Origin of the sequence: Neobacillus sp., from assembly GCF_031988165.1 — a bacterium.
GTDB lineage: Bacteria > Bacillota > Bacilli > Bacillales > Cytobacillaceae > Neobacillus > Neobacillus rhizosphaerae.
Window position 1 is genome coordinate 19,103 of record NZ_DALZYO010000005.1, and the last position, 26,597, is coordinate 45,699.

The window sequence follows — 26,597 nt, forward strand, 5'->3', positions numbered from 1 at the left end:
AAAAATAAACCAGGCCAATAATATCAATAGGTTTACTTCAGAGGTGCAAACATTAAAATCACAAGGGAAAACACATGACATTTCACAAAAGGAATTTCATGTGTTTTTTTTATTGTAACTAGTTTAAGAAGTAAAAGGAAATTTCTTTAGCTATATAGAATAAATTTACATAGGCATTAATTGGGGACGAGGGTGGTCTAATTTGAAAAAGGAAATTCCTAAAAGAATACATATTATTGGTTCCGTTGGAAGTGGAAAGACGACGTTAGCAAAAGAGTTATCCTCAAAGTTAAATGTCCCTTTTTATGAATTAGATAATGTTGTTTGGAAAAGGTTTCAATCTGGGGATATAAGAAGAACCGATGAAGAAAGAGAAGATTATTTGAATTCTATTATTCATTCTAAAACTTGGATTATAGAGGGAGTTCATAATGAGGAATGGGTTACTAATAGTTTTCAAAATGCAGAATTGATTATTTTCTTAGATACAAAATATTCAATAAGAACCTATCGAATAATAAAGAGGTTTGTGTTACAACAACTTGGAGTAGAAAAGTCACATTACAAACCCACAACAGAAATATTCTTTAAAATGTTTAAATGGAATAGACATTTTGAAAAAGTGGGCAAGCCTAATTTCTTTAACAAATTCGGGGTATATAATGACAAGTTATTAGTTGTAACTAATAAAAAATGTATTGAGAATTACTTCAACTAATGGGTACGCTCGACAAGTTCTGCGATAAGCGCTTTAGGTGTGAAATGCAGGAAGTTTCACTAATAAACTTTAACTTTATAACGGAGAATGGAAATGACAGAACCATGTTTCTCGAAACCATTCCGCCAGTACTCCTGTATGCGTCATAACTGACAGGTTATGGGGTATGAAGCCAGGTGGAGTCGGCAGAACGAAGGCTAAAGCCATTTTTTAGGAAGGTATGCTAACGGGAGTTGAAGAAGGATATTACAATGGGGAGTAGAATATAAATATAATATTTAATGAGGAGGGATCTAATTGTCAATTTTAAACGTTAGTGGGAGATATATTGTTCGTACTGGAAAAATAGAAGATGCAGAAGTAACTTTAGACATACAAAGATCAGTAGTTTGCGAAGGTGAATATCTAATTGCTTATCCTGAAGAGTTTACTAAAGCTCCAAACCAACAGAGAGAATGGATACAGTGCATATTAGAAAATGAAAATGAAACAATTATTGTAGCTGAAAAAGATGGTGAGGTTGTTGGGTGGATTGTATTTGAAAGTACCCAAAATAGAAAACGAATGTCACATACAGGTTCTATTGGAATGTTAATCAAAAACAATTATAGAGGACAAGGGATTGGGAAAATGCTGCTACAAGTTTTATTAGAATGGGCAGAAAAAAATCCTTTAATTGAGAAAGTAAGTTTAGCAGTTTTTTCAACAAATCATAGGGCAATATCTTTATATAAAAAGATGGGGTTTATTGAAGAGGGACGTAAAATTAATGAATTTAAATTTGATGATAATGAATATGTGGATGATATTCTTATGTATAAATTAGTTTAGCATTAATTTGTCTTTTTTCTGCGAATGTGTTTCTACATAAAGTTGAAACGCATTTTTTCTTAAACTAAATGGCAGGATAGTTTAAAAACAAGGGGTGATTAAAATTAGAAATACATCAAAATTTTTAGGGGTAGTAGGAGGGGTTTCCAGCATAATTTTATGGATTGTATTTAACTTCTATAATCCTTATTCAAACCTAAAAGAAACTGAACCGATGATAACTACATTTTTAATGTTGGTTCTTCCTGCTTGTTTAGCAATTATAGCTTCTATAAAACCAAAAAAATTATTAATGTTAATCGCATTTTTGTGGTCATTACCAATCAGTTTATATTTAATCGGTACACCTGGAATTTTTGCTTTGTTTGGAGTGACCAATATTATTTATTTAATTAGTTTTCTTTTTATGATATTAGCAAAGAAAAGGGATGCGTTAGAACAATAAATTTTATTCAAGTAACGGGTGCATTCCTTCAACAAGGGATGCAGTTTTGCTTATTGAAGTAACAGGCAGGATAACAAAGGAAGAGATTATTTTGGTGAAGGAGTATGTTAATTGGAGGAGTATGTTAATTGAAGGGTTACGATAAGCTAACAAATAAACAAAAAGAGTTATTCCAGGAAGCATACAAAGTTCATTTATCCAGTATGGATGAGGAAGGAAAGAAGATACTTGCTAAGGAGAATATTGTCGAAATTAAATGGGATGAGCAAGAAGACCGTTTAGAAGTTCTTTTTATTTGGAATGACAAATTTGTAAAAGTCGGTTATGACAATGGCTATTGGGGCTATTATTATTACATGTTAATAGAAAAGGGGTTTGAACCACTTTAGAAAAAGGAATGATTGTTTGAACGAATGGGGTTAAGAGTTCAAGAACTAAGCTGCTATTTAGGCGGTTTTTCTTATTGAGCTCTAACGGGGTGCTTTAGTTAAATATGACCATCAACTCGATGGTCTATTTTTTCTAAATTAAAAAGCCACTCTAAGGTGACTTTTAAGAATTAATTCACTTTATAATATATTTTATATAACTCTTTTCCCTAACCAATGAGTAAATAAAACAAGGGGAATTATAAGAAAACCAAATGGTAGACTTATAATAATAATCTTCCACGTTATGACTTCATTTACTAACAAAGCCTTATATAACACTAAACTGTATGGAAGTATGATTATTAACGACGTTATCGCTCCTGGAGTTATGGAACGGAAAAATATTGCTTGTCCAATATGGGTAAATGCATGGATGAAAAAAGTTAATGTTACTGCTGTAAAAAGATAGATATTAGCAAATGCTCCGTGAGCTAAGTATTGGTTGGCCATAATTGTAGAACTGCTAACAACTAAAAATATAATTAATACTGCAAAAGCAAATTGTGCAGTGGACATGGAAAATTGTTTAACTACTCGATCAGCTAATTTTTGGGGTAATCTTTTATAAACTTCACGCCTATTCTTATTTAGCCAATTTTCAACCATAATAATTTCTTCGAAGTCATGAAAAATAAATTAAATAGGAAACAACCAAATAAGAGTTTGAACATTTATCCATTGATCCATACTTCTACCTCTTTCATTCATATTTAGACTCAGTTTAAAATATGAAATTTTATAACTATTATACCAATCTTTAATTATGTAGTTATATATTGAAAGTGCAATTGAAAAAGCTCCTTATTCAACGGGCAGGTCACTTGAATTAGATTAAATTTTAAATGGCTAGAAATCACTTTATGGAATATAATGTAAGTTAAAGGGGGTGTTTTATTACCCTCATATTCCAACCAATCCAAATGCTAAGCCTGGTGACAGTTCAAACTATATGATGGGAGATAATAGATACACTGGTGGGGGGCAATAGTGCCTGAATCCTTATTGAAGTAACGGGTGCGATTCTTCTATAGAGAAGGGTCGCTTTTTCCTTATTCAAGTAACGGGAGTTTAGTGGAATAAGAAAATTATTAATCAGGGATAATAGTCCAGAGGTGGTAATAGTTAGTGAGAAAAATAGTCATAGTATTTGTTGGATTACTTTTGGTAGGTTGGTATGGAGTTCCCAAAAATGAATTACTTGAAGAAACTTTATATACAAGATACCATTCTTATCTCGACCAAACCTATTCAGATTTTATCCTGTGTCCAAAAATTGATAAAATCGAAAGAATAGAAGGTAATACTCGCAGACATATTGTTTATGCAAGTGCGTTAAATTATGACGGTCATCATGGAGATGTTCCCTATGATAGAATACATATTACATTGACTGATACTCCAGAAAAGGGTGTTAAAATCAATAAGGTTACAATACAAAAAGGTATTTCTGAAAAAGAAAGTCTTATACAATGTGGAAAGGTGAACTAAAAAATCTTGTTCAGCTAACGGGGGCGTTCAATATGGTTTAAAAGAAAGAACACATTAAGTGTTCTCGATCTCATTTTGTATTTTGGGGAGTCTTACTGTTTCCGTACTTAATCAATTCAACTGGTGGATATTCTTTAGGAAGATTCTTTATTTTTTGACTAGATGGTTAGACCGCAAAGTATAAAGTGTCAGTTCCAAAAATTTTTCCATTTCTGGATGAAGGAATTAAGGTGATTTTCAAGACATATGAGTATTTTTCCAAACCTTTGTACTATTTATTTCCTTTAAACGAAATAGATACCGTATCAATTTGTGAAGGTGTTGCATAGCCGTTAATATTGGTATCGAAATATTTTTAAGAAAAATGGTTGACACCCCTGCTACTCAGTGTTACAATGTACTTGTATTAAGTAATACTTAATAGTGTGATTTTTCAACAGCTATTATGTAAAAATTTACCTTAGTACTAAGTAATACTGAATATAAGTCAGACAAAATAGAGGTGGCTCTGAACATGGAAAATTTAACTGAAATGCTGAAGGGTTCGCTGGAAGGCTGCGTGTTGGAAATCATCAGCCGCCATGAAACCTATGGCTACGAGATTACCCGCCGCCTGAACGAGCTTGGGTTTACCGAAGTCGTGGAAGGGACGGTCTACACCATCCTCGTGCGATTAGAAAAGAAAAAACTGGTGAACTTAGAAAAGAAACCGTCAGATATGGGGCCGCCACGCAAGTTTTACTCACTTAATGAGGCTGGCCGCCAGGAACTTGAATTGTTTTGGAAAAAATGGGATTTTGTATCCTCAAAAATCAACGTCTTGAAGTCAATCTAGCGTCATAAGATATTACGTCCGATATTTTTGGAGTGTCTTGTTCAGCTTTATAAAAAAGGAGGAAAAATAACATGATGGATTTGTTCAAAAAAATGATTGGTGATAAAAAGGAATACAAGATGATGATGGCACGGGTTGAAGCCCTGCCAGAGGACTTCCAGTTTGTATTTAAGCAAATTCAAAACTATATGTGGAAGTTCGCAGCGGGCAATGGGATGGATATGCTGCACATGCAGTATGAATTAATCGAGTTGTTCGAAGCCGGTGCGGCGGAAGGCAGACAAGTGCTTGAAATCACTGGGGACGACGTGGCGTCCTTTGCCGACGAACTAGTGGCAAACGCTAAAACCTATGTCGCCAAGTATCGTGAAGATTTGAATCAGAGTATCATGAAGCGATTGGGAAAAAAATAAATCCAATAGATAATGCCGACTGAATAGCTGGTTACAAATGTGAATTGCCACCTTCGTTATTCAGTTATTTTTTTAACTTGGTACTAAGTTATACAGATTATCAGTCAGACTAAATAGGAGAGTGTAGGAAATCTAGCTCCGCAAGGCGCATTTTATAAGGAGGAAAAAAGTATGAACAATGCAGCGATTTTTGTAAAAGGGTTAAAAAAATCCTTTAAAGACAAGGAAGTCTTAAAGGGGGTAGATTTTGAGGTGCAGCGTGGCGAAATTTTCGCACTGTTGGGCTCAAATGGAGCGGGCAAGACGACGACGGTCAACATCCTCTCGACGCTTATGAAGCCCGATGACGGCGAAGTAGGAATTTGCGGCTTCGACGTCCAGCGTCAACCGGATCATGTTCGCCAGAGCATCAGCCTGACAGGGCAGTTTGCAGCTTTAGACGGCATGCACACTGGGCGGGAAAACCTGTTGATGATCGCCAAGTTGCGGGGAGTTTCCAATCCCGCTCAAGTCGCCGACAATCTGCTTGCAAGATTCAGCCTGACCGATGCGGCCAACCGCCGGGCGGACAAATATTCCGGCGGTATGAAGCGCCGGCTTGACATCGCCATGAGCCTGATCGGGACGCCAGCAGTCATTTTTCTTGACGAACCGACGACAGGGCTTGATCCCGAAGCGCGAATTGAAGTCTGGGATACCGTCAAGGAGCTTGCTGGCGGTGGCACGACCATCTTGCTGACGACCCAGTACCTGGAGGAAGCCGAACAACTGGCGGACCGTATCGCCATCCTGCATGGCGGAAAAATCATCACGACCGGTACTCTTACCGAACTCAAAGAGATGTTCCCGCCAGCGAAAGTGGAGTACATCGAGAAGCAGCCGACATTGGAGGAAATTTTCCTCGCGATCATCGGCAAAAAGGAGGAGATGTAAATGAAAAGCAAAACATGGGTATTACTAGGGCGTTTAATGCGCAACATCTTGCGCAGCCCGGATACGATTATCACGGTGGCGATTACGCCGATTATGATGATGCTGCTGTTTGTCTACGTATTTGGCGGAGCCATAAAGACAGGCACGGACAACTACGTCAATTATTTATTGCCGGGAATCTTGCTGATGGCTATCGCATCCGGCGTCGCTTACACTTCACTAAGGCTGTTTACCGATGTAAAGAGCGGGCTGATGGCGCGTTTCATTACCATGCCAATCAAGCGCTCGTCGGTATTGTGGGCTCACGTGTTTACCTCGCTTGTTTCCAATGCGCTTACTGTCGTGGTGGTTATCCTTGTCGCGCTCTTAATGGGCTTCCGTTCCAACGCTGATATTCTGGATTGGCTTGCAGTAGCTGGGATACTTGGGCTGTTTACGCTGGCACTGACATGGCTGGCGATCATTCCCGGATTGAAAGCGAAGTCTATGGAAGGGGCGACAGCCTACTCGTACCCGCTGATTTTCCTGCCGTTTATCAGTTCGGCCTTTGTCCCTACCGAAACCATGCCTAAAATTGTCCGTGCGTTCGCTGAGAACCAGCCCGTGACTTCAATCGTGAATACGATTCGTGCCCTCTTGTATGAAGGGTCTGTTGGCAACGGTATCTGGATCGCGCTTGCCTGGTGCGTCGGCATCATGGTCATCGCCTACTTCTTCGCCAGTAAACAATTTAAACGCCAGTTAGGGTAAGTATACCATTATGGGATTAGTCATATCAATAGTTAGCCGATGCGATGAATGCATTTGCTATCACATGGAAGGTTGTAAAAATGGCGGGGCAACCATCGACGAAATCATGGAACCCTCAAAATTAGTGTGATTGGTGGCGGTTCGATCATTTATCCCAACGCGAGGCTTGCCATGCATGCTTTAGAAGAATTTACAGCGGGTAGTGCTCTTTCGTAGGAAAGTAATTAAAAGAATAAAGGCCAAAGATATAATTGACAGTAAAAGAGTAAATTCCGAAGCAAACCACTTTGGTAATCAATGTCATTAACTTAAGGAACTATGGATTACAATTCAGTTGGATTGTGATTCATAGTTTTTTTCAATTGAAGGAAAAGGCAGCACGAAAAGAGAAAATTTCCCCCCCATATATCGGATTTTAAGTTGTTTTACTCCATTTTATCCATTAAAGGCTTTTCTTTTGTTTATGTGATGCCTGTTTTTCGAACACGTTGTCCGTTCATATTTCCTTCCCTTTCGAATAGGGACTATTTCCTTGAGAATCTTGTTGTGCAATCGATTATAGAGCTGCTCCCATTCCGATGGCTCTTCCCTCAACATAATGACAATAAAGTATCGTTTTATATACCCCACAGCCATATTTATGTTGATTTTCATTTTGTGCTTATAATTCTCTTGAACAATCTCCTTTTCAGCTTCATTTTGGACAGTTTGCAGAAGGTTAAAAACATACATCTGACTATAGATGTCCTGCTTAATAAGTTCTTCCTTACTACTTGAGATATTTGTAATCTTCATGCTTTCCTTTAAGTAGTGGTAGTTGGTTTCAATTCCCCAACGAAGGTTGTATAACCAGGAAATCTCATCCGTGTCGAATTCTTCCGATGTCAAGTTGGTCATCAGGTACTCAATCTCACCTGTCTTATGCCGGATTCTTACCAAACGGACTGCCAACGTATTGCCGGATTTGAAAAAAATCATATAATTCCTTGTTGGTCTTCTTGTAATAGTTCATTCGTTGACATTGATACTTGATCTCCATCCATTCATCAGCACTTGTTATCATTATCATTTTCTTTAACTCTTGTATTACTTGCTTTTCTTACTAAAGATACTAAGAATGATTCATTTCGTGGGAAACCATCTGCTTACTTATTAAAGTACATAATCTTGGTCTTTTATTTTGTATTTTAGATCTATTTTAAAGAATTAGGGTGTTGATCAAACAGATCTTCATCCTAATTTATTATTTGGACTTAATAAGCTGGCAGGTCGAAGAAGGAAAACTAATTATTATCTAGAATAAATATCAGTAACGACTTTATAAACTAGGAATTGAAAGGGGATGTTATGTACAGGTTATTTGGACTTTTAATAATTAGTTTATCATTACTTACATCCTCAATTGTATTTCAAGTTGCTATGGCAGCGGGGCAAGGGTTGCATACTATTTCTATTTGTCTAATTTTAATTGTTTTAATCTTGGGTATTTTATTGTTAATTCCTAAAAGTAAGAGTCAAAACAATGAAGAGGTATTTGTGTCAGACGAAGAAATAAAGGCAGAATTACTGAATTCTAATCATAAAAATAAATGAAATCGAGGGATGTGCTGTTCTGGTGATGTCAATGCATTTCTTTAAAGCATTAAAAAACGTGGCAGCATTCCTGTAATAAGTTTGTGAATAAATGAACCTAAACTAAAGGGAGCTTGAGTTTAGCAAAAAGTTATAACGGCAGCTCTTTATCTTGTTACACTAAAGGGCAGATCGTTTAACAATAAAATCTTTTATATATATCTAATAGGAGGTCAAGATTATGAAAATTAAAGGTTTCGGTGGGATTTTTTGGAGAACAAAAGATGTTGATTCATTAAAAAATTGGTATAAAGAAACTCTAGGTATATCGATGGGAGAGTGGAATGGTACTATCATCAAGCCTGATGCTGACAACGAAACAATCTTTTCTTTGTTTAAAGAAAGTAGTAATTATTTTCCAGAAGAACAATCTGTGATGCTAAATTTTCAAGTAGAAAATATTGAAGCGTGGATGGAACATTTCAATAAAATTGGAATTCCACTTTTAAAACAACCTGAAAAAAGCGAGTTTGGAACATTTATTTGGATTTCTGATCCAGAAGGAAGATGGATTGAAATGTGGGAGAAATAATCTTGAATTTAAATCTTTTTAGAGTAACGGATGCAAGAGTTGAAGATCTAGCTGCCAATTTGGTGGCTTTTTTCTTATTCAAGTAACTGGAGTTGAAGAGCGTAAATTAAATAAACATTCTCACCAATTGCCTGGTTTTAATTGTTATAATTAGTGTAAAATTACACCAAGGGGTGGTTTTGGTGTCCAAAAAGTTCTTTTTATCTATATGTGTATTTATATTTGTGCTAGCGGTTGTAATTGTTTGGGATATAAACTTTCCTGGATATGAAAAAATTGCGGAGGAAAGAATTGAAACATATATGAAAGCTCAGAAAGTAGATTTTGATAAAGAGTATCAAAAAAAATCATCTAAGGAGTTTAAAACAGGCAGATGGATGATTGTTTATAAGTTTGCCGATGAGCCCAATTTAATATATGAATATGAATATGATAAATCCTCTAATAGCGTCTTGCTAATTGTATATGAATCTCCTTTGATGATTGGAGGCAGCTCGATTGAAAGTGGAATGAAATATCCAAGTCTTAAAGATGGTTGGTCAAAATTTGATTCCAACGGAAATTTAATTTTAACTTCTAAATAAAAAGTATGAACCAAGCAAGATGATTTATATCCTTATTCTAACGGAGTTTAGTTCAACAAGAAAAGCTATTGAATGATGTTCTTTGTTGTAACGGAATCTGATTGATTTGCATCTTAGTTCTTTAAGTATTCAGTCTTAATATTAGGGGAAAATATCTAAAAAACTTACATCCAGAGGTGGCAAAAATTCGTGAAAAAACTAGTTATAATAGGTCTGGTGATTGCTGGATTATTTTCTCCAATGTTATTAGTAAAGGCTGATGTCAATCCAAAACTGAACGGAATTCACCCACTAAAAACTGAGGAAGTTAATTCAGTACAAGTAAAGCGGTTATCTGGGAGATCCCGGATATTTCAAATAAATGATGGTTATGAAGAAGTAATAATCAGAAAGGTTATTAATTGGATTAACACATCAAGACCTGCAAATGGAGTAACCGAGTTTGAATCTTATAAATCTCCAGTAAAACTTAAAGTGACAATGAGTAATGGGGATGTTGCAAGTTTAGAACCTGTATTCAACTGTATTACCGAAAACGATGGAAAGACCTGCACTTTAGTAGATAGTGAGGTCTTATATACCCAAAATAAAGTAAAAGTTCGATTAAAGTCGCAAGAGCTTTATGATTGGCTCCTAGTGGGGTGGAAATATGAAAGTTATGGAGCCTCTAAAGAAGAATTGCTTGATGAAACTTTATATTTCAGGTATTTTACTCAACTCGACGAAAAAAACTCTGATTTTATTATGTGTCCAAAGATAGATAGTATTGAAAGAATAGCTGGTGCTGATCGAAGACATATAGTTCAAGCAAGTGCGTTAAACTATGGAGCACATCATGGCGATGTTCCTTACGATAGAATCAATATAACTTTGTCCGATACTCCAGAAAATGGTGTTAAAATAACTAATGTTTCAATAGAAAAAGGTATTTCCGGAAAAGAAAGTCGTATTCAATGTAGACGAGAGAGCTAAAAAATCTTGTTGAACGGGGGCTTTACTTTAAGATAGGATTGCGGCTGCAACCATCTTTTTTTGTTATTGGCTCTGTTAAATCTTATTGTTGATTTTTAGCAATATTAAAGGGAAACTCTATTTTTCAAAGGTTTCCCGTTTCTTTTAAACTTACTTCTGAATTTTCAGACCCTTCCACCAATCCAATAAAGAACAATTCCTGCTATAAAAAGGATTGGACACAGAATGATAAGTAGCCCTATCATTGCAAATCCACTACCTTTACTTAATCCATAGATACTACTGATTAACCACGAAGCAATTGGTGCTATTATGAGCATAGTGGTTATTCCCCAAATTCTGAACTTCTTTGCTTTAGGTTTTCTCAGGCTGGATAAAGTGGCTATTAATATCCCAACTATTAAAATAATTACTGCGTAAATCTCGTATGTCATATTCCCTCTCCCCTCTCATTGTATAATTTACCACAATTCTCCAATTGTTTATTGAAGTTTTCAATTATTTTGGTTATACAAAATTAAACATTAAATTTTGACAACCTTAAACTATCATATGTGTCTGTCACTTCATATACAAATGATGTGAGAAGGAATTCTTTGATATGCTGTTTAGTGCTTTCGTTGCTACGACTATCGACAAATAAAAACCAAGCAAGGTAATTATCAAGATATTTTGTAGCCACGCCTTTAAAGCGGTCTATCCATTGTTTTAAACAAGAATGGAGACCGTTGACATTTTGGATATGATACAAGCCCTTAATAACGTGTTTGCCACTGTCTGACTTAATCCGATAATGCTCTAAACCTTTTTCTTTGGCATACGTTTTATATGCCCTCCAAGCATCAGTTACAAGCACATTTTCATCAGACAATTTAGAACCAATTAAAGTATCAACCTTTGTTTTCACAATACGACCCGTACAAGCGACTTTGGAGACAGTCGCTTTTGTGCGGTCTCTGGCAACGAGAACACAAACCTGTTTGTGACTGATACCTCTATGCTTAGATTTTCCGCCTCGTTTTCGAGGTTTGCGGTTAGTACTACCACGTTTCCCCTTTTCGGAGTATAGGAAATAGGTCTCGTCAATTTCAACGATACCTTCAAAATGCTTGAAATCCATTTGTTTTAAAGCGTTTAAAAGTTTGTGTCTCCAATAAAAAAGAGTAACCCAAGTAACCCCTACGATTTCAGCCGATTTTCGCAGGGAATATCCTTTGAACATACAATCAACAAATGTAATCCATTCATCACCTTTTCGAGTACGGTATAAAACGGTGTTGGTTGTGTCAGTAAAAGTTTTGCCACAACATTTACAGCGATAGCGTTGACGACCATTATATTTTCCAAACCGAACAACGTGTTCAGATGAACAATGAGGACACTCAAATCCTTCCTTGAAGCGAGTTTCTCTCATTTCATTGATTAAACGACCACCCACAGAGGAAGAAGGCTGAACATAGCGTTTTACCCATTGATATACTTTTTCTTTTTGGGTATGCGGTAATTTATCAATGTGTTTCAGTAGATTGCTAAACGCCTTGCTCATTCTTACTTCCTCCCGAATATTCGTTCTTAGGTCGATTATACTAATAATTCGGGAAAGTATTAAATATCAACATTTACCTTTAACAGAGCCTTGTTATTAAACTAGCGAGCTGTTAATTAAATATGAATTTTTATATTTAGTAATATTAATATGAAATAGGAAAAATGAAAATTTTGCCATAAAACTCTTTTTAGCCCATATAAATGAGTTAAGGGGGTTTTTCCAATGAATACGATAAAAATAATCTCACTAAAAATTACTTACCGATCTATTCTAATTGTTATACTAATGTTACTGATTATTTCGTTGGTTGTTTTAATGAATATTAAAATTTCTTCCCAAAAAATAAATAATTCAATTGGTATATTAAACACAGAAAAACTCTTTATTCAATTTTTTAAATATGAGAATCATACCTTTTTCCCTGAAATGGACAACCCTGTTTTCACAGCATCAAAAATTTCAAATCTAGCTATCCAGATAGCAACAACTATTAAACCAACAGATGCTAGAACGTTTTTAGGGAATGAATTACCTGGATTAAGAATGTATGACACTGAAATAGTAGTAGCAGGAGAAGGGACAGGCCTTGCCACACTACCATATGAATCGTCTCCACCTATTGAAGTTCTATTAAATGAAAGGAAAGTTTCTGAGGAGAAATTAAATCAAACCAAGATACCAGAAAACAATAGCCCTATAACGAATCCTGAAAAAAAGTCAGTATTTATTTATCACTCTCACAGTTACGAGTCATTTCTCCCTTTATTAAAAGATGCTAAAATTCCAAACGATGCAATTAGCAATGATGATAGGGTAAATGTAATTAGTCTTGGACAACACTTAGCTGATGACCTAATGAGGAAAGGGATAGGTGTTGAACACGATAAAACAAATATGACTCAAGAATTGCATAAAAGAAGATGGAGTACACTAAAGGCATATACAGTATCACATCAAATTGTTGAAGCAGTGGCGGGTAAAAACAATAATCTAAAATATTTTATTGATATACATCGTGATTCAGCTAGAGGAAAATTGACAACTAAAACAATAAACGGGAAGAGCTATGCAAGGCTATATTTTGTGATAGGTAAAGAGAACAAAAATTATCAAGAAAATTTAGAGTTTGTAAAAAAATTAAACGAAAAGTTAGAGACAAAATATCCTGGTATTAGCCGTGGAATCTTCCTTAAAACTTACAGTGAAGGGAATGGTATCTACAATCAAGATATTTCTAATGAGGCTATGTTGCTAGAAATTGGAGGCGTAGATAATAATTTTGATGAACTAAATAGGACTGTTGATGCATTTTCAGATGTATTTTCTAATTATTTTTGGAATTCAAAAGATGCAAAAGAGGTAAATGGTAATGGTTAGATTTTTTTCATCGTCTGTAAAATGGTTATTGTTTACTTTAATTAGCAGCACAGTATCTTATTGCTCTACAGGTTTATCTTATATAACTATAAGTGCTTTCATTACTGGTTTAATATTTTCAGTAGCATATTTATATCGGAACAACTTATAAAATATAGATTCACAATTTATTTTTCCTTGCTCGAAGAAGGGGTCGTCGAAAGGCGATCATTTTTGTGAGTAAACAGAATCGTGAGTTACCGAAGTTGGTGGACTGATGACCCATGGAGCAGTTATCGCGCGTGAATATGGTTACCAGCAGTTGTCGGAGTGGAGAATGCCACCAATCTGATAAAAGAAGGGCAACGAATTCGCGTGCATGGAACAGAAGGGTATATCAAAATATTATAATTGGTGAATACATCCAGATTTAATCATTTAATCATTAGCACCGCTCCAGTGGTTACCTGAGCGGTGTCTTACAATCTTTCTATTGGGACAAAAATATGGCCGACTTTCCAAATGTGGAGATCGGCTTTTTTTATATAAATTTGTGAATGCTATCACTTAAACTATAGGGTTCAAGAGTTAAATAGTGGGGGTGCTGGCGATCCCTTTGTTGTTGTACTAACGAAGCAGTTGAATAAGAAGGATAAGTTTTTCTTAATGGAGAATATATATTTAGCCTTACTTCTTAGAGGGAGTAAGGCTTTTGTTTTTGGTTCGGAGACGAGTGAGTCATAAACTAGAAGGAGGACGTTGTATTAAATGAGCGTTTTTAAGAAATTAAGAGACGGATATGTAATTAGTCATGCGAATCGTATAAAGTTTCCTAAATTTAATTCAGGCAGTTTTATCAGAAAAAGAGTTACTTTTTCTGGAAGAGTACAAAAGGTAGGATTTCGCTTGGAAATATATTGTATTGCTGAAAGAATGAAATTAAAGGGATGGGTGGAAAATTTAGAAGATGGAAGTGTGGAAGCAGAATTACAAGGGGAAGAATCGAAAATTTATTTTTTGGTCAATTGTATGCAGTCATTGAAACGGGCATCTGTAAAAAAAGTAACCATGATTGATGTACCTATTAGTGATGATGATGAAAATTTTACAATAGTGAGATAAAGTACTTATATCCACAATCAGGTGCGATTCTTCATGAAGAAGGTCGCCTTTTTCTTATCCACTAAAAAAGATTGTGAAGTTGTGTACTTAAACTTACGGGGTGCTTTAGTAAAAAACGATGAATAAAATAAAGAATGGCTTAGATAAAAAGGTCCGAGCCATTCTTTAATTGAAATATACTGTGAATCTCTAGGTGAATATTTTGTGATCAGTGGTGAGATTTTACTTGCGATTTACTGTTTTGCGCCTCACAAGTGAACCCGTTTGAATAAAATTGTCTGTTCATTTTATTTAATCTAAAGGTCACTTGGTTCAAAAGTTTTACAATCGGTCTCTTTTGTGGAATCAGCCGTTTGACCGGTATGGCTGACCACATAAATTTTATCGGCGCTGCATTTATTACCATTAGCCCAAAACGAGCAGTTATTCACTTCACATAAAACATCTTGTGCCATTTGGTATCACTCCTTAAAGTTTCGGTAATACTGTCATAGCATTTGCTGATTTAAGTGCCAGCAATCCTGTAAGTGATAGGGAATAAAAGTGAGTGAATGGCTATAAAACCAAATTTTTCAAGGTTAATGATTTAAAGCTGTTTTTAATGTTTCAAGATTTTTATTCATTAATGAAAAATACGTTTCTTTGTTTTTTATGTTCTCTTTAGATAAAATAGCGAGATTGTGAATCGGTAATGCTCGAGCACCAATTTCACTCTGAACGACCTTGCCTAGCTTTGATTGGACGTTTTGTTCGAAAAGAATATAGTGTAAGCCGTCATGGTCAGCGATAGAAATAATTTTTTCAAGTTCTTTTTGTGTTGGTTCGTTTGTAGTCGAAAGCCCTGAAATACTGATTTGTTCAATCCCATAACGATTTTCCCAATACCCAAACGCAGCGTGTGTGACAATGATTTTTTTATGCTTGGCATTCGTAATCGTCTGCTCAAATTGGGTATTGAGGTCATCTAACTCAGAAGCTAGTTTTTGATAATTTGTATTGAAAACGTCCTTGTTTTGCGGCATTTTTTTTGCTAAAGAATCTCGAATAACGGCAGCCATTTCCTTTGCATAAAGGGGATCGACCCATACATGCGGATTGATATCACCATGGTCATGGTCATCATGCGCTGCCTCTTCTTCTGTTGAATGATTATTTTTTGGTAAATTCAGCTTATCGGCAGTGGGCACTAAGGTAACATTCTCGTTTTTTAATGTTCCTTTTGCTTTTTCCACAAATCCTTCAAGACCTAATCCAATATAGAAAAATAAGTCTGAATCCGCCAAATTCATCATATCTTTTTGGGATGGTTCAAAGGTGTGTTCATCCGCCCCAGGAGGATAGATTGTTTTAACATCTACATATTTACCGCCAATCCGTTCAGTAAAATATTGAAGTGGGAATACAGTGGTATAGATGCTTAACTGGCCTTTCTTTTTTTGTACCTGGTCTTTTCCATTAGCGCAAGCAGACAAAATAAGACTTAATGGTAACAGAATCGAAAGGATAAGAATTATTTTTTTCATAAGGGCTCCTTAAAGTTATTAAATCGGATTAATTACGATTTAAATTCGAAAAATTTTTAGTATTCAGAAAAGAAATAAATGTATAATACGGAACGATTCCGATTTCCATATGTATCTTACAAAAAAAATAACTTAAATGCAAGTATATAATTTGTTATTAGCATTGTCTTTTATGTATGCTAAAAAAGAAAGGTGGGATTTATATGAACAACTCAACAATATTGAACGAGATTCTTGAACATAATGAAAATTTTGTAAAAAATCACGAATACGAGAAATATGAAACAACTAAGTTCCCTAATAAGCGAATGGTCATACTCACCTGTATGGATACACGATTGTTGGAATTATTGCCGAAAGCCCTAAACCTGGGAAATGGGGATGCAAAGCTAATTAAAGATGCTGGCGGCCTTGTCTCTCACCCCTTTGGAAGTGTGATGAGAAGCATTCTGATTGCGGTATATGAATTACAGGCTCAGGAGGTATTGGTTATTGCACATTATGATTGTGGAATGAGCGGCTTAAAAGCCGAGCCAGTGATTGAGAATATGAAAGAGCGAGGAATAACACAAGAAACCATTGATACGCTTATCTATTCTGGCATTGATATTCACCAGTGGCTTCATGGGTTTGATAATGTGACTGAGAGTGTGGAGCACAGTGTCGACATTATTAAACATCATCCGTTAATGCCCGAGGGAATTCCTGTCCATGGACTCGTAATTGACCCCAAGACTGGGAAGCTTGATTTAGTTGTAGATGGTTATAATAATTAGTCGTGCTTTTTTTCAGGAACAGGATCCAACCCTCCTGGATGAAAGGGATGACATTTTAATATCCGTTTAATGGTAAGCCAGCCACCTTTTAATGCACCAAACCGTTGAACTGCTTCTAAGCCATAGTGTGAACAAGTAGGATAAAATCGACATGTTGGTGGTTTTAATGGTGAGATAACGACCTGATAAAAACGAATAATGGAAAGAAAGATTTTTTTCAACATGGATTTTTATCTCCTTTTTATGATTACTTACAACATAACATATATTTAAACATACGTCTAAATTGTTAAATCTATGTAAGTAGATGAAAAAACTCGGATTTTATAGTAAGATAGGTAATAGATGAATAAAGGAGTGATATTTATGCCTTCAGTTGAAAGCTTTGATTTAGATCATAATGCCGTTAAAGCCCCTTATGTGAGACATTGCGGTGTCCATAAGGTCGGAAGTGACGGAGTAGTTAATAAATATGATATTCGTTTTTGCCAGCCTAATAAACAAGCGATGAAACCAGATGCGATTCATACGTTAGAGCATTTACTTGCCTTTAATATTAGAAAGCATTCCGAAAAATATGACCACTTTGATATTATTGATATTTCTCCAATGGGCTGCCAAACCGGTTATTACCTAGTTGTTAGCGGTGAACCAACAGTGGAGGAAATCATTGATCTACTTGAGGATACCATGAAGGATGCGGTTGAAATCGTCGATATTCCTGCTGCTAATGAACGACAATGCGGGCAAGCGAAGCTGCATGATTTAGAAGAAGCCAAACGGTTAATGCGGTTCTGGCTAGAGCAAAGCAAAGAAGACTTAAAACAGGTTTTTGCCTAATTAAATGAAAAATTCCTATTCAAACGAATAGGAATTTTTTTATACCTTGTTTTCCTCCTGATTAGGAACTTGCTGTTTATTCTCCTCGTCAATAATAGGAGTGTCTTCAATAGAATCCACGGTATGTTTAAAAGAGTATGCTTTTGAAGTAGTAATAACAGCTAATAGTAAAACGATAAATACAATAATAATACTAATCACTAGTACGGTATTCATGTCTGGCCCCCCTTTTACAACTACATTGTAACATGAATATCTCTAATGAATGACCTCAATGCACTAAAAAGGAAGCTATTCAGCCTCCCAATTGAACGGTGTTATGTAAAATCAATGAATATTTCTAGGGTAGTAAGTATTTGTGCGATGTTGTCCGTATTCTTCTTGGGCAAATTTCCCTTTTAAGCTTTCGATTAAATAAATACCCATTAAATCATAAAGTTCTTGTTTATCCATTTCTTGGATTAAGGCAAGCAGGTCCTCATGTGACATCTCTTCTAAAAAGGCAAACGCCAGCATGTCAATATCTTCTTCATCGCCAGTTAGCTTGTTTCGGTACATCTCAAATAATTCATCGACTAATTTCAATTGGAGCACCTCCTTATTTAATCTTATACCTATTCCATACCCATAAAAAGATAAAATCATCCCTCCTTTTCTTGTTTTTGAATTAACTGAAAAATCTGTTTTCTTGATTGTATGTTTATTATAACGTATTCATTTCAAAAAAATGAGTCGAATTTTGAAAAAGAATAAATTTTATCTATTTGTGGATTAATAAAGAGCAAAAGGGGATGACAAAATGGACGAGCAAAAGAAAACCTATTTTATAGATGTCGGGGCTGGGGAAATCTCCCAAAGTGCCACTGATTCGACTTGGAGCTATAAAATACATGCATCAGATCAAGAAATCACCGAGCTCCGTGAGCTGTTTAACCAAAATTATTCCACTGAATGGAAAAATTTTTTCAGAGCCCATGTTCCCTATGTTCAATATCATTATGACCGTGAAAACGATGCTTACGACAGTACCATTCAGCAGGTATATGGGATGCTGCACAAGCTGGGGGATGAAGAAGCCAAAAGTCATATTGATAGCATGAATATTTTGCAGAAAGAAGAATAGCCTCATAAAGGAAAATCCAAATCACAGGGGGTTTTCCCTTTTTTTCGTTTAGCTAATAGTAAAGTATAAATTCAACTATGCCTCATGAACAGTCCTAACGGCCTCGCCAATCGGTAAGTTACCATTTATAATAAAAGCATCAAAAAATTGAGGTAGGTTTTAACATGATACGGTTTTTAGATGATAACGGAAACAAGGTTGAACTCACCTTTTCCCAGAACAGTTTTCAAGTAGAATCGAAACATGTTCTGGTCATTTGCCAATTTGAGGATGGCTGGCTTTTAACCAATCATAAACAAAGGGGGATTGAATTTCCCGGTGGTAAAAGAGAATCCGGGGAAACCCTTGAGGAAGCAGCACGACGTGAGACCTATGAGGAGACCGGGGCTATTCTTGCCGATTTGAACTATTTGGCACAGTACATGGTTTATGATGAAATGGAACCTTTTGTGAAGACTGTTTTTTGGGGAAAGGTAAAAAGGATAGCTGAAACAAGCAGTTACTATGAAACAAATGGTCCCGTTATTGTTAAAGGTGATTTATTACAGCTGCGATTTGGTGAAGAATATAGCTTTATTATGAAAGATCAGGTTGTGGAAGAATGTGTTACCTATATCAATCAAAAGCAAAGTGAAAAAGAATAGCGGAAAGCCCTTGGCGAACCACTATTCTTTGATTAATTTTTTCTCTAATAATTCCACGAGCTGGTACATAATTGTGGCGAATACTGCGATAACCAAAAGCGATAGAAAAACAAGTGTAAAATTAAAGACCTGAAAGCCGTAAATAATCATATATCCGAGTCCTTTAGACGATACAAGGAATTCTCCAACGATGACACCGACCCATGATAGACCGACATTGACCTTCAAAGTCGAAATAATGGTTGGGAAGCTCGCCGGCATAATGGCTTCTTTAAAGCATTGAAAGCGCGTAGCTCCGAAGGTTTGCAGCACCTTTAAATAATTTGGGTCGACTTCTTTAAATGAGGTATAAACAACAATGGTCGTAATGATGATCGAGATAATCGCTCCCATTGCAATAATGGAGGGATATCCGGGACTTAAAGCGACAATCAAAATCGGCCCCAAAGCCACTTTGGGCATCGCGTTTAAGATGACAAGGTAGGGATCTAGAATTTTTGAAATCATTGGTGACCACCACAGAATGGCCGCTAATATTGTGCCAAGTAAGGTACCCAAAATAAAGCCAAGAACAGTTTCCGTTAAAGTTACACCTATATTCGTTATTAACGAGCCATCCTGGAGTTTGTTTAAAAATAAGTTCCATATTTTTGTAGGGGAACTGAAAATGAGCGGGTCAATCCACTGTTTTTGACTCGAAACCTCCCAGCTCGAAAAAAAGAGCAGGAAAATGATAGCCTGATATAACCGGACCCATCTTTTTTCAACTTTTAGGGATTGAAGGTAGTTTTTATGAAGGAGATCCACCTTATTCATTTCCTTGCTCAAGGGACTCCAACTCCTTCCAAATCATTTGAAAGATACTTGGGAAAAGTTCATGATTTCTCGTTTCAAAAGGGGTTAATCGGCGTAACTCCGCTGGCATATGAAATGTTTTATGGAGCCTTCCAGGATGCGACGAGAATAAAAAGACTCGATCACTCATGGCGATGGCTTCCCCGATATCATGGGTAACGAGAATCGCCGTTTTGCCAAATTCAGCTAATATTTGCGACACTAAATCCTCAAGCTTTAGCTTTGTTTGATAATCGAGAGAGGAAAAAGGTTCATCCAGCATCAGCAGTTTTGGTTCGGTTGCGAGCGTCCTAACGAGGGCAACCCGCTGCCTCATTCCTCCTGATAATTGCTTTGGCAGCTGTTTTTCTACTCCTGTTAAACCAATCTGTTTTAATAACCCGAGGGCATTTGATTTGGTTTTATCATTTATCTGCTTTGATAACTTAAGACCTAGAAAAATATTCTCTTCGATCGTTTTCCATGGAAACAAATAATCCTGCTGTAGCATATAGCCAATTTCATTTTTGGAAGTTGAAATAGGTTTATTCTCTAACAAGACAGTTCCTTCAGACGGTTTTATCAGACTGGATATGATGGAGAGCAGGGTTGTCTTTCCACATCCACTTGGGCCGAGGATGGAGACAAATTCTCCTTCCTCAACCGTAAGGGAAATATCGGAAAGGGCCGTGGTAGCAGAGGCTTTAGAAAAATAGGTGTGATGAATTCCTTGAACATGTAAAAAGCTCATATGAACGGCCTCCCTTTCCTATTATTTCTTGATAATCTTTTCGGCAATCGCTGTATTGACTAGCGTTTTATGATCGACTTCTTTTGGAAGCTCGCCAGCTTCTCTCATGATGTTCTGAAGATTATTCCATTCTTCTTCGTCCAGGATAGGATCTGTTGCGAACGAGCCTTGATTCTTATAGCGCTCGTCAACGGTTTTCATAATTCCGCGATCTGTATCCGGAAAATACGGTTCCACTGCCTTGGCAATTTCCTCGGCGCTATGTGTTTTCACCCATTGCTGGGCTTTGTAAATGGCTTTTGTGAATTTTTCAATCGTCGCTTTATTTTTTTTCATATAGCTTTCTTTTGCCATAAAGGTTGTATAGGGCACATGGCCGGATTCTTTACCAAATGATGCAACAATATGGCCTTTTCCTTCTTTTTCAATAATGCTAGCAGTTGGCTCAAATAATTGAACGAATTCACCTGAACCAGAGGCAAAGGCATTAGCAATGTTCGCGAAGTCGATATTTTGGATTAACGTTAAATCTTTGTGTGGATCAATTCCATGCTTCTTTAGCACAAATTCACCGACCATCTGCGGCATGCCGCCTTTACGTTGGCCGAGGAAGGTGGTTCCCTTTAATAAATCCCAAGAAAAATGGTCAATTTTTTCTCTGGAAACAAGGAATGTGCCGTCAGTTTGCGTTAATTGTGCAAAATTGATGACTGGATCATTAGCCCCTTGTGCGTATACATAAATCGATGTTTCAGAACCTACAAGGGCAACATCGGCTCCCCCTGAGATTAGGGCCGTCATCGTTTTGTCGCCCCCAGGAGTTGTCGTTAGCGTAATGTCTAAACCTTCGGCCTTGAAAAATCCTTTTGCTAAGGCGACATATTGCGGGGCATAGAAAATCGAGCGAGTTACTTCTGCAATCCGGACTTTTTCCAGTTTCTTTGTTTTGGTATCATCATTTGTATTGCAAGCAGCTAAGGTTAACATAAAAAAAGCTATGAGAAGTGAGGAGAAACTGAGTTTTACCCATTTATTCATAAAATGATGGACCTCCTTAAATCAATTATATTCTGGGCTGTTTTTACCTAAGATATCGTATGAAGGCGAATAAAATGTGTGAATGCCTAGTTCCAAAATTTTTAATAAGGATAGATAAAAATGAATGACTATAATGGAAAAATTGTTGCGTTTAATCGCTTTCCCTCCCCTAATCCAAAGGTAGAATTGAATGTAATTACCTACCTCTCAAATGGGTTGAGAGTAAAAGGAATGCTTGCTGAACCAAAAAACAAGGGCGTTTGTGATGGATTTCTTTATTTAAGAGGCGGGATCAAAAATGTTGGAAAAGTTAGACCTTCAAGGATTGCTCAGTTTGCGGCCGAGGGGTTTATTGTTTTTGCTCCCTATTATCGTGGAAATCAAGGCGGGGAGGGCAATGAGGATTTTGCAGGGGATGATAGGGAAGATGCGTTTTCAGCCTTTTTGCTGTTAAAGTCATTGCCAAGAGTTCGAGATATCCATATCTTTGGTTTTTCACGCGGCGGAGTGATGGCGCTGCTGACAGGGATTCACTTTCCGGATGCGGCATCTGTTGTGACGTGGGGCGGGGTTAGTGATATGACCTTAACTTATATGGAGAGAAAAGATTTACGAAGAATGATGAAGAGGGTCATTGGCGGCACTCCGGAGAAGTATCCAGAGCGGTATCAAGTGAGGACACCTCTTTATGAGTTAGAAAAACTAGCTGCTCCAGTTTTGATTATTCATGGAGTTATGGACGATAATGTTTCCGTAGAGCATGCCTACCGACTAGAAAGAAGACTTAGGTCATTAGACAAACAAGTCGAATGTTGGTATTTTGATGAGTTTACACACTATTTCCCACCTGTAATAAATAGAAAAGTTGTTCGAGATTTATCAAATTGGATGAAAAACCAATGCAAATAATGGTAATATATAGTTAATACAAACAGAGGAGCGGATTTTTATGGGTATGCCCCTTGAGTTAAATACGATGATTGTGACAAAAGGAAGAGAGAAGAGAGTCGAAGAAAACCTATTTGTTTTAGAAAAAGAAGGGCTCCGGCTATATCCAATTGAGATTCCAATTGATGTCAGAAAAACAATGGATGGAGACTCAAGCGGAACGGCTTTAATTAAAAAAGTGGAATGGCAAAATAACAGAACGACGATAACATATCAACTAATTTCATTGAATTCAACGAATTAAGCAGGGGCTGTTGAACCTGCTTTTTCTTTTGCAGAAAAGTGTAAAAAAAGTGTAAGAAAGGATCGACAAAGCCGTCTTATTTTTAAAGTCAAAAGTAAAAAGGGATTGGGAAAGGGGGTATTTGGTTGGAAAGGGACCATCAAATAGAGAAATGGTTTATCCAATATGAGAAGGATGTTACTAATTATCTTGTTTATTATACCGGTTCTTCGGATGTAGAAGATTTGGTTCAAGAAACCTTTTTGCGGGCATTTCGTGCCTTTAGTCGCTTTAAGAACGATTCAAGTCCGAAAACATGGCTTATTTCGATAGCCAGAAATACAGCGATTGATTATTATCGTAAAAAATCCGTTTGGAATCGGCTTAAACAGATTCTTGATTATGAATCTCCACAGCTTCATGAACAAGATACAGGAGGAAAAATAGTCAAAAAAATGGAATATGCCCATTTGTATGAAGCGATTAATGGGTTGAAGCCCAGTTATCGTGATGTAGTCTTACTAAAAGGCATTGCTGAAATGTCATCACGGGAGGCAGGTCAGGTACTCGGCTGGTCGGAAAATAAAGTGAATGTCACCTTTTTTAGGGCCGTGAAAAAACTAAATGAGCAGTTAAAGGAGGGAGAGTATTTTGAGTCATTTATCGGATAAAGGACTGCTTGAAGTGTTAGCGGATTTTCCAAAGCATGAACTAACAACGATCCAAAGAACAGAAATGTTAAAAACGATTAGTGATGCCGGAGTACGAAAGCCAAAGAGGCATTTTCCCTTGCAAAGAATCGCCGCTTTAGCAGCGGTGTTTATCTTGATTCTTATTGCTCCAATCCTTTATTTAACAAATAAAATGGAGGATAAGAACCAAAGAACTGGGACTGTTATTAAACAGGCTCAGGAAGGCAATTATTTTGCCTTGGTAGATAAAGATGGCACCCCACATTATGCAGATAGTAATTTTGGTATTCCGAACAAGGTTAGCCTCTTGGCGCCGAAGGAATGGGTAGTATGGGATAATCCCCGCTCATCGCGAATTACACAGGTTTTTTTATGGGGAAAGGATCTTAAATCGTATCAATATCTAAATGTTGAAGCAACACACGTGGAAACAGGAATATCAACTACCATTGGAGGCGGACAATTATCTGGTGGATTGTATGGTTCAGACGCTCATGCTTCGGTTGATTTGCGTATCTTCTTTGACAAACGAGGAAAATGGAACCTAGAATTCATTGTCGGCAATACTTCGGGTAAGCAGAAGAAAATTGGTAAATTTACTATTAATGTAAAGGACCATTATGTCTTACTCGGCGGTAATGCAACATTATTGATTTCCCAAGAAGATTTGTATGCCAAGTCTTATCAGGATGCTTACATTGAGGTTGTGGGGGAAAACCTGCCTGAAGAAATCGAATTAGAGATCATTAATGAAGATGAGCCAACTGACATCTCCAAGTTTACTTTTAGACATCAAACAGATTCCACTTCTGAAGATGGAAGAAAGACTTCTATGTACAAAGGAGATTTCCGAATTGAAAAGAGTGGTAAATATAGTTTTGGCGTAATGGGGGATTCGAATTTTGTTAGAGTTGGAAAGCCTTCAGATTAAAAAACTAAAGAAAGCGATTCTTGAATGGAATCGCTTTTTGAGTTGATAACATGGTTCAAATATTTTAAGCAATCGGTCCGCCTTTTTCTTCAATTTCAGCGGCAACATTGGTGAATTTCTTAAAATTCTCCCGGAACTTTGCTGCCAGTTCCTTTGCTTTCTTTTCATAGCCCTCTGGGTCTGCCCATGTTTTATTCGGCTGAAGAACTTCGTCAGGAACACCGGCAATATGAAGCGGAATATTTAAGCCAAAGATTTCGTCTTTGACCGTTTCAACAAGGTTTAGTTCACCTTCAAGAGCTGCCTGAACCATTGCTCTTGTGAACATAAGCTTCATCCGGTTGCCGACACCATATTCTCCACCAGTCCAGCCGGTATTCACAAGAAAGACATTTACATTGTGCTCAAGAATTTTTTCACCAAGCATTTCTGCGTAACGGGTCGCAGGTAACGGCAGGAATGGCGCACCAAAGCAGGTGGAGAAGGTTGCCTCTGGAGATGTTACACCACGCTCAGTTCCGGCAAGCTTTGAGGTATAGCCACTTAAGAAGTGATACATCGCTTGTTCCTTCGTTAATTTTGCAATTGGTGGCAATACTCCGAACGCGTCAGCTGTTAAGAAGACAATTGTGTTGGGATGACCGGCAATACTAGGCTGCACAATATTATCAATCGCTTGAATTGGGTAGGCTGCCCTTGTGTTTTCTGTCAACGTTCCATCATCATAATCAGGAATTCTCGATTTTTGATTCATGACCACATTTTCAAGGACTGTACCAAAACGAATGGCATCAAAAATTTGCGGTTCTTTTTCGCGGGAAAGATTGATGCATTTGGCATAACAGCCGCCCTCAATATTAAAAACACCATTAGAAGACCAGCCATGTTCATCATCACCAATTAAACGACGATTCGGATCAGCGGATAAGGTTGTTTTTCCTGTGCCGGATAACCCGAAGAAGAGAGCGACATCACCTTCTACCCCTACATTTGCTGAACAGTGCATCGAAAAAATATTGTTTTCAGGCAACAAATAATTCATCACAGAAAAAATCGATTTTTTCATTTCACCTGCGTACTCGGTTCCTCCGATTAAAACGATTCTGCGTTCAAAAGAGATAATAATAAAAGTTTCTGAGTTTGTTCCATCAATAGCTGGATCTGCCTTGAAATGGGGGGCAGAAATAACAGTGAATCCATGGTCATGGTCTAGCAGTTCGTCTGCAGTTGGGCGAATAAATAATTGCTGGGCAAATAAATTATGCCAAGCCAATTCATTGATAACTTGGATGGGCAAACGGGATTTTTTATCAGCACCGGCAAAGCCTTTAAACACAAAAATTTCATTAAGTTGTTTTAAATGATCTAGAACTTTATGATACAAATTAGTAAATACTTCCTCAGAAATAGGTTGATTTAATGAACCCCAAGCAATTTTATCCTTCGTGGACTCTTCCATTACAATAAATTTATCTTTTGGTGATCGTCCTGTATATTTACCGGTTGAGACACGAACTGCTCCAGTTGAGGTTAAGGTTCCTTCGTTACGACTTAAGATTTTTTCAACTATTTGAGGTACAGATAATTGGACATGGCTATTGCTTTCGTTTAACAAGTGGCTTAATTCATTTGGAATATGAACAGAATTCATTTAAAGAAACCTTCCTTTATTAGGGTTTTTAT

At 36.8% G+C, this 26,597-nt stretch carries 38 protein-coding genes and 1 pseudogene; 25 read left to right on the top strand and 14 right to left on the bottom strand.

The window, feature by feature from the left end:
• Positions 1 to 202: 202 nt before the first annotated feature.
• From RTR43_RS03960 to RTR43_RS03975, 4 genes are all read left to right on the top strand, one after another.
• Positions 203 to 718, top strand: coding sequence for an AAA family ATPase (locus RTR43_RS03960; RefSeq protein ID WP_312469832.1), 516 nt, complete (start codon positions 203 to 205; stop codon positions 716 to 718).
• A gap of 297 nt (positions 719 to 1,015) precedes the next feature.
• Complete coding sequence (locus RTR43_RS03965) at positions 1,016 to 1,549, top strand: GNAT family N-acetyltransferase (RefSeq protein WP_312469833.1); 534 nt, start codon at positions 1,016 to 1,018, stop codon at positions 1,547 to 1,549.
• Positions 1,550 to 1,643: 94 nt separating this feature from the next.
• Positions 1,644 to 1,994, top strand: coding sequence for a hypothetical protein (locus RTR43_RS03970; protein WP_312469834.1), 351 nt, complete (start codon positions 1,644 to 1,646; stop codon positions 1,992 to 1,994).
• 128 nt (positions 1,995 to 2,122) lie between these two features.
• Positions 2,123 to 2,383, top strand: a complete 261-nt coding sequence (locus tag RTR43_RS03975) for a hypothetical protein (protein ID WP_312469835.1) — start codon at positions 2,123 to 2,125, stop codon at positions 2,381 to 2,383.
• A gap of 192 nt (positions 2,384 to 2,575) precedes the next feature.
• Here RTR43_RS03975 and RTR43_RS03980 read toward each other — a convergent pair whose 3' ends face one another.
• Positions 2,576 to 3,058, bottom strand: coding sequence for an HXXEE domain-containing protein (locus RTR43_RS03980; protein ID WP_312470025.1), 483 nt, complete (start codon positions 3,056 to 3,058; stop codon positions 2,576 to 2,578).
• A gap of 492 nt (positions 3,059 to 3,550) precedes the next feature.
• On the opposite strand from RTR43_RS03980, the gene RTR43_RS03985 reads away from it, so the two are divergent.
• The 6 genes from RTR43_RS03985 to RTR43_RS25600 all read left to right on the top strand — a co-directional run bounded on the left by RTR43_RS03985 (position 3,551) and on the right by RTR43_RS25600 (position 6,974).
• The gene (locus tag RTR43_RS03985) at positions 3,551 to 3,913 is read left to right on the top strand and encodes a hypothetical protein (RefSeq protein WP_312469836.1); all 363 of its coding nucleotides are present in this window, start codon (positions 3,551 to 3,553) and stop codon (positions 3,911 to 3,913) included.
• A gap of 514 nt (positions 3,914 to 4,427) precedes the next feature.
• On the top strand, positions 4,428 to 4,748 hold the full coding sequence (locus RTR43_RS03990; protein WP_312469837.1) for a PadR family transcriptional regulator: 321 nt from the start codon (positions 4,428 to 4,430) through the stop codon (positions 4,746 to 4,748).
• 71 nt (positions 4,749 to 4,819) lie between these two features.
• Complete coding sequence (locus RTR43_RS03995) at positions 4,820 to 5,161, top strand: DUF1048 domain-containing protein (protein WP_312469839.1); 342 nt, start codon at positions 4,820 to 4,822, stop codon at positions 5,159 to 5,161.
• A 171-nt stretch (positions 5,162 to 5,332) separates the two neighbouring features.
• Positions 5,333 to 6,094: an ABC transporter ATP-binding protein gene (locus tag RTR43_RS04000; RefSeq protein WP_312469840.1), complete on the top strand. Its 762-nt coding sequence runs from the start codon at positions 5,333 to 5,335 to the stop codon at positions 6,092 to 6,094.
• Positions 6,095 to 6,844 carry an ABC transporter permease gene (locus RTR43_RS04005; RefSeq protein ID WP_312469841.1) on the top strand — a complete coding sequence of 250 codons (750 nt, stop codon included), beginning with the start codon at positions 6,095 to 6,097 and terminating at the stop codon, positions 6,842 to 6,844. It abuts the gene before it with no gap.
• A 10-nt stretch (positions 6,845 to 6,854) separates the two neighbouring features.
• Positions 6,855 to 6,974: a carboxymuconolactone decarboxylase family protein gene (locus RTR43_RS25600; protein WP_396954530.1), complete on the top strand. Its 120-nt coding sequence runs from the start codon at positions 6,855 to 6,857 to the stop codon at positions 6,972 to 6,974.
• Positions 6,975 to 7,279: 305 nt separating this feature from the next.
• Here the strand turns inward: RTR43_RS25600 and RTR43_RS04010 are convergent, their stop codons facing one another.
• Entirely contained in the window at positions 7,280 to 7,741 is a 462-nt protein-coding gene (locus tag RTR43_RS04010) for a transposase (RefSeq protein WP_312469843.1), read from the bottom strand.
• Between the two features lie 22 nt (positions 7,742 to 7,763).
• The gene (locus tag RTR43_RS04015; protein WP_312469844.1) at positions 7,764 to 7,913 is read right to left on the bottom strand and encodes a hypothetical protein; all 150 of its coding nucleotides are present in this window, start codon (positions 7,911 to 7,913) and stop codon (positions 7,764 to 7,766) included.
• Positions 7,914 to 8,191: 278 nt separating this feature from the next.
• Between RTR43_RS04015 and RTR43_RS04020 the strand changes: the two genes are divergently transcribed.
• From RTR43_RS04020 to RTR43_RS04035, 4 genes are all read left to right on the top strand, one after another.
• Positions 8,192 to 8,437, top strand: a complete 246-nt coding sequence (locus tag RTR43_RS04020) for a hypothetical protein (protein ID WP_312469845.1) — start codon at positions 8,192 to 8,194, stop codon at positions 8,435 to 8,437.
• 220 nt (positions 8,438 to 8,657) lie between these two features.
• Complete coding sequence (locus tag RTR43_RS04025; RefSeq protein ID WP_312469846.1) at positions 8,658 to 9,008, top strand: VOC family protein; 351 nt, start codon at positions 8,658 to 8,660, stop codon at positions 9,006 to 9,008.
• A 182-nt stretch (positions 9,009 to 9,190) separates the two neighbouring features.
• Entirely contained in the window at positions 9,191 to 9,592 is a 402-nt protein-coding gene (locus tag RTR43_RS04030; RefSeq protein WP_312469848.1) for a DUF3139 domain-containing protein, read from the top strand.
• 189 nt (positions 9,593 to 9,781) lie between these two features.
• On the top strand, positions 9,782 to 10,564 hold the full coding sequence (locus RTR43_RS04035; RefSeq protein ID WP_312469850.1) for a hypothetical protein: 783 nt from the start codon (positions 9,782 to 9,784) through the stop codon (positions 10,562 to 10,564).
• A 164-nt stretch (positions 10,565 to 10,728) separates the two neighbouring features.
• Here the strand turns inward: RTR43_RS04035 and RTR43_RS04040 are convergent, their stop codons facing one another.
• Positions 10,729 to 10,998: a hypothetical protein gene (locus RTR43_RS04040; protein WP_312469852.1), complete on the bottom strand. Its 270-nt coding sequence runs from the start codon at positions 10,996 to 10,998 to the stop codon at positions 10,729 to 10,731.
• Positions 10,999 to 11,081: 83 nt separating this feature from the next.
• A complete protein-coding gene (locus RTR43_RS04045; protein ID WP_312469854.1) occupies positions 11,082 to 12,110 on the bottom strand; it encodes an IS1595 family transposase in 1,029 nt (342 codons plus the stop codon).
• Between the two features lie 225 nt (positions 12,111 to 12,335).
• On the opposite strand from RTR43_RS04045, the gene spoIIP reads away from it, so the two are divergent.
• From spoIIP to RTR43_RS04060, 3 genes and pseudogenes are all read left to right on the top strand, one after another.
• Entirely contained in the window at positions 12,336 to 13,490 is a 1,155-nt protein-coding gene (gene spoIIP, locus RTR43_RS04050) for a stage II sporulation protein P (RefSeq protein ID WP_312469856.1), read from the top strand.
• A 235-nt stretch (positions 13,491 to 13,725) separates the two neighbouring features.
• A pseudogene (locus RTR43_RS04055) lies at positions 13,726 to 13,880 on the top strand (PEP-utilizing enzyme); the annotation flags it as partial.
• Between the two features lie 357 nt (positions 13,881 to 14,237).
• The gene (locus RTR43_RS04060) at positions 14,238 to 14,591 is read left to right on the top strand and encodes an acylphosphatase (RefSeq protein ID WP_312469857.1); all 354 of its coding nucleotides are present in this window, start codon (positions 14,238 to 14,240) and stop codon (positions 14,589 to 14,591) included.
• A 296-nt stretch (positions 14,592 to 14,887) separates the two neighbouring features.
• On the opposite strand, the gene RTR43_RS04065 is transcribed toward RTR43_RS04060, so the two are convergent.
• Complete coding sequence (locus RTR43_RS04065; RefSeq protein WP_312469859.1) at positions 14,888 to 15,046, bottom strand: DUF1540 domain-containing protein; 159 nt, start codon at positions 15,044 to 15,046, stop codon at positions 14,888 to 14,890.
• 123 nt (positions 15,047 to 15,169) lie between these two features.
• A complete protein-coding gene (locus tag RTR43_RS04070) occupies positions 15,170 to 16,114 on the bottom strand; it encodes a metal ABC transporter solute-binding protein, Zn/Mn family (protein WP_312469861.1) in 945 nt (314 codons plus the stop codon).
• A gap of 203 nt (positions 16,115 to 16,317) precedes the next feature.
• Here RTR43_RS04070 and RTR43_RS04075 point away from each other — a divergent pair, with 203 nt between their 5' ends.
• On the top strand, positions 16,318 to 16,890 hold the full coding sequence (locus RTR43_RS04075; protein WP_312469862.1) for a beta-class carbonic anhydrase: 573 nt from the start codon (positions 16,318 to 16,320) through the stop codon (positions 16,888 to 16,890).
• On the opposite strand, the gene yidD is transcribed toward RTR43_RS04075, so the two are convergent.
• Positions 16,887 to 17,114, bottom strand: coding sequence for a membrane protein insertion efficiency factor YidD (yidD, locus tag RTR43_RS04080; protein ID WP_312469864.1), 228 nt, complete (start codon positions 17,112 to 17,114; stop codon positions 16,887 to 16,889). The two genes, RTR43_RS04075 and yidD, sit on opposite strands and share 4 nt — an antisense overlap.
• Positions 17,115 to 17,256: 142 nt before the next feature.
• Here yidD and RTR43_RS04085 point away from each other — a divergent pair, with 142 nt between their 5' ends.
• Positions 17,257 to 17,730 (top strand): S-ribosylhomocysteine lyase, encoded by a 474-nt coding sequence (locus RTR43_RS04085; protein ID WP_248737792.1) that lies wholly within the window; start codon positions 17,257 to 17,259, stop codon positions 17,728 to 17,730.
• Positions 17,731 to 17,769: 39 nt separating this feature from the next.
• Here RTR43_RS04085 and ytzI read toward each other — a convergent pair whose 3' ends face one another.
• Both ytzI and RTR43_RS04095 read right to left on the bottom strand, forming a co-directional pair.
• Positions 17,770 to 17,946: a YtzI protein gene (gene ytzI / locus RTR43_RS04090; RefSeq protein WP_312469868.1), complete on the bottom strand. Its 177-nt coding sequence runs from the start codon at positions 17,944 to 17,946 to the stop codon at positions 17,770 to 17,772.
• Between the two features lie 111 nt (positions 17,947 to 18,057).
• The gene (locus tag RTR43_RS04095; RefSeq protein WP_312469870.1) at positions 18,058 to 18,315 is read right to left on the bottom strand and encodes a DUF6154 family protein; all 258 of its coding nucleotides are present in this window, start codon (positions 18,313 to 18,315) and stop codon (positions 18,058 to 18,060) included.
• A 214-nt stretch (positions 18,316 to 18,529) separates the two neighbouring features.
• Here RTR43_RS04095 and RTR43_RS04100 point away from each other — a divergent pair, with 214 nt between their 5' ends.
• Both RTR43_RS04100 and ytkD read left to right on the top strand, forming a co-directional pair.
• Positions 18,530 to 18,853, top strand: a complete 324-nt coding sequence (locus tag RTR43_RS04100; RefSeq protein ID WP_312469872.1) for a hydrolase — start codon at positions 18,530 to 18,532, stop codon at positions 18,851 to 18,853.
• 164 nt (positions 18,854 to 19,017) lie between these two features.
• On the top strand, positions 19,018 to 19,497 hold the full coding sequence (gene ytkD / locus RTR43_RS04105; protein WP_312469873.1) for an RNA deprotection pyrophosphohydrolase: 480 nt from the start codon (positions 19,018 to 19,020) through the stop codon (positions 19,495 to 19,497).
• 21 nt (positions 19,498 to 19,518) lie between these two features.
• Here the strand turns inward: ytkD and RTR43_RS04110 are convergent, their stop codons facing one another.
• The 3 genes from RTR43_RS04110 to RTR43_RS04120 are packed head-to-tail and all read right to left on the bottom strand — an operon-like array spanning position 19,519 to position 22,120.
• A complete protein-coding gene (locus RTR43_RS04110; protein ID WP_396954532.1) occupies positions 19,519 to 20,313 on the bottom strand; it encodes an ABC transporter permease in 795 nt (264 codons plus the stop codon).
• Positions 20,306 to 21,082: an ABC transporter ATP-binding protein gene (locus RTR43_RS04115; RefSeq protein ID WP_312469876.1), complete on the bottom strand. Its 777-nt coding sequence runs from the start codon at positions 21,080 to 21,082 to the stop codon at positions 20,306 to 20,308. Before RTR43_RS04115 ends, RTR43_RS04110 begins: the two co-directional genes overlap by 8 nt.
• Positions 21,083 to 21,103: 21 nt before the next feature.
• The gene (locus tag RTR43_RS04120) at positions 21,104 to 22,120 is read right to left on the bottom strand and encodes an ABC transporter substrate-binding protein (RefSeq protein ID WP_312469878.1); all 1,017 of its coding nucleotides are present in this window, start codon (positions 22,118 to 22,120) and stop codon (positions 21,104 to 21,106) included.
• 120 nt (positions 22,121 to 22,240) lie between these two features.
• Here RTR43_RS04120 and RTR43_RS04125 point away from each other — a divergent pair, with 120 nt between their 5' ends.
• The 4 genes from RTR43_RS04125 (at position 22,241) to RTR43_RS04140 (ending at position 24,914) form a co-directional block, all read left to right on the top strand.
• Positions 22,241 to 23,029, top strand: a complete 789-nt coding sequence (locus RTR43_RS04125) for an alpha/beta hydrolase family protein (RefSeq protein ID WP_312469880.1) — start codon at positions 22,241 to 22,243, stop codon at positions 23,027 to 23,029.
• Between the two features lie 40 nt (positions 23,030 to 23,069).
• Positions 23,070 to 23,312, top strand: a complete 243-nt coding sequence (locus RTR43_RS04130; RefSeq protein WP_312469882.1) for a DUF2584 domain-containing protein — start codon at positions 23,070 to 23,072, stop codon at positions 23,310 to 23,312.
• 125 nt (positions 23,313 to 23,437) lie between these two features.
• Complete coding sequence (locus tag RTR43_RS04135; RefSeq protein ID WP_312469883.1) at positions 23,438 to 23,962, top strand: RNA polymerase sigma factor; 525 nt, start codon at positions 23,438 to 23,440, stop codon at positions 23,960 to 23,962.
• Entirely contained in the window at positions 23,943 to 24,914 is a 972-nt protein-coding gene (locus tag RTR43_RS04140) for a hypothetical protein (RefSeq protein ID WP_312469884.1), read from the top strand. Before RTR43_RS04135 ends, RTR43_RS04140 begins: the two co-directional genes overlap by 20 nt.
• Positions 24,915 to 24,978: 64 nt before the next feature.
• Here RTR43_RS04140 and pckA read toward each other — a convergent pair whose 3' ends face one another.
• Positions 24,979 to 26,565: a phosphoenolpyruvate carboxykinase (ATP) gene (gene pckA, locus RTR43_RS04145; protein WP_312469885.1), complete on the bottom strand. Its 1,587-nt coding sequence runs from the start codon at positions 26,563 to 26,565 to the stop codon at positions 24,979 to 24,981.
• Positions 26,566 to 26,597 lie beyond the last annotated feature (32 nt).

Excerpts from the sequence above, each read along its gene's own strand:
- RTR43_RS03990 (WP_312469837.1), top strand. The coding sequence starts at position 4,428 with ATGGAAAATTTAACTGAAATGCTGAAGGGTTCGCTGGAAGGCTGCGTG.
- RTR43_RS03995 (WP_312469839.1), top strand. The coding sequence starts at position 4,820 with ATGATGGATTTGTTCAAAAAAATGATTGGTGATAAAAAGGAATACAAG.
- RTR43_RS04000 (WP_312469840.1), top strand. The coding sequence starts at position 5,333 with ATGAACAATGCAGCGATTTTTGTAAAAGGGTTAAAAAAATCCTTTAAA.
- RTR43_RS04005 (WP_312469841.1), top strand. The coding sequence starts at position 6,095 with ATGAAAAGCAAAACATGGGTATTACTAGGGCGTTTAATGCGCAACATC.
- RTR43_RS25600 (WP_396954530.1), top strand. The coding sequence starts at position 6,855 with ATGGGATTAGTCATATCAATAGTTAGCCGATGCGATGAATGCATTTGC.
- RTR43_RS04010 (WP_312469843.1), bottom strand. The coding sequence starts at position 7,741 with ATGACCAACTTGACATCGGAAGAATTCGACACGGATGAGATTTCCTGG.
- RTR43_RS04015 (WP_312469844.1), bottom strand. The coding sequence starts at position 7,913 with ATGATAATGATAACAAGTGCTGATGAATGGATGGAGATCAAGTATCAA.
- RTR43_RS04020 (WP_312469845.1), top strand. The coding sequence starts at position 8,192 with ATGTACAGGTTATTTGGACTTTTAATAATTAGTTTATCATTACTTACA.
- RTR43_RS04025 (WP_312469846.1), top strand. The coding sequence starts at position 8,658 with ATGAAAATTAAAGGTTTCGGTGGGATTTTTTGGAGAACAAAAGATGTT.
- RTR43_RS04040 (WP_312469852.1), bottom strand. The coding sequence starts at position 10,998 with ATGACATACGAGATTTACGCAGTAATTATTTTAATAGTTGGGATATTA.
- RTR43_RS04045 (WP_312469854.1), bottom strand. The coding sequence starts at position 12,110 with ATGAGCAAGGCGTTTAGCAATCTACTGAAACACATTGATAAATTACCG.
- spoIIP (WP_312469856.1), top strand. The coding sequence starts at position 12,336 with ATGAATACGATAAAAATAATCTCACTAAAAATTACTTACCGATCTATT.
- RTR43_RS04060 (WP_312469857.1), top strand. The coding sequence starts at position 14,238 with ATGAGCGTTTTTAAGAAATTAAGAGACGGATATGTAATTAGTCATGCG.
- RTR43_RS04065 (WP_312469859.1), bottom strand. The coding sequence starts at position 15,046 with ATGGCACAAGATGTTTTATGTGAAGTGAATAACTGCTCGTTTTGGGCT.
- RTR43_RS04070 (WP_312469861.1), bottom strand. The coding sequence starts at position 16,114 with ATGAAAAAAATAATTCTTATCCTTTCGATTCTGTTACCATTAAGTCTT.
- RTR43_RS04075 (WP_312469862.1), top strand. The coding sequence starts at position 16,318 with ATGAACAACTCAACAATATTGAACGAGATTCTTGAACATAATGAAAAT.
- yidD (WP_312469864.1), bottom strand. The coding sequence starts at position 17,114 with ATGTTGAAAAAAATCTTTCTTTCCATTATTCGTTTTTATCAGGTCGTT.
- RTR43_RS04085 (WP_248737792.1), top strand. The coding sequence starts at position 17,257 with ATGCCTTCAGTTGAAAGCTTTGATTTAGATCATAATGCCGTTAAAGCC.
- ytzI (WP_312469868.1), bottom strand. The coding sequence starts at position 17,946 with ATGAATACCGTACTAGTGATTAGTATTATTATTGTATTTATCGTTTTA.
- RTR43_RS04100 (WP_312469872.1), top strand. The coding sequence starts at position 18,530 with ATGGACGAGCAAAAGAAAACCTATTTTATAGATGTCGGGGCTGGGGAA.
- ytkD (WP_312469873.1), top strand. The coding sequence starts at position 19,018 with ATGATACGGTTTTTAGATGATAACGGAAACAAGGTTGAACTCACCTTT.
- RTR43_RS04110 (WP_396954532.1), bottom strand. The coding sequence starts at position 20,313 with ATGAATAAGGTGGATCTCCTTCATAAAAACTACCTTCAATCCCTAAAA.
- RTR43_RS04115 (WP_312469876.1), bottom strand. The coding sequence starts at position 21,082 with ATGAGCTTTTTACATGTTCAAGGAATTCATCACACCTATTTTTCTAAA.
- RTR43_RS04120 (WP_312469878.1), bottom strand. The coding sequence starts at position 22,120 with ATGAATAAATGGGTAAAACTCAGTTTCTCCTCACTTCTCATAGCTTTT.
- RTR43_RS04125 (WP_312469880.1), top strand. The coding sequence starts at position 22,241 with ATGAATGACTATAATGGAAAAATTGTTGCGTTTAATCGCTTTCCCTCC.
- RTR43_RS04130 (WP_312469882.1), top strand. The coding sequence starts at position 23,070 with ATGGGTATGCCCCTTGAGTTAAATACGATGATTGTGACAAAAGGAAGA.
- pckA (WP_312469885.1), bottom strand. The coding sequence starts at position 26,565 with ATGAATTCTGTTCATATTCCAAATGAATTAAGCCACTTGTTAAACGAA.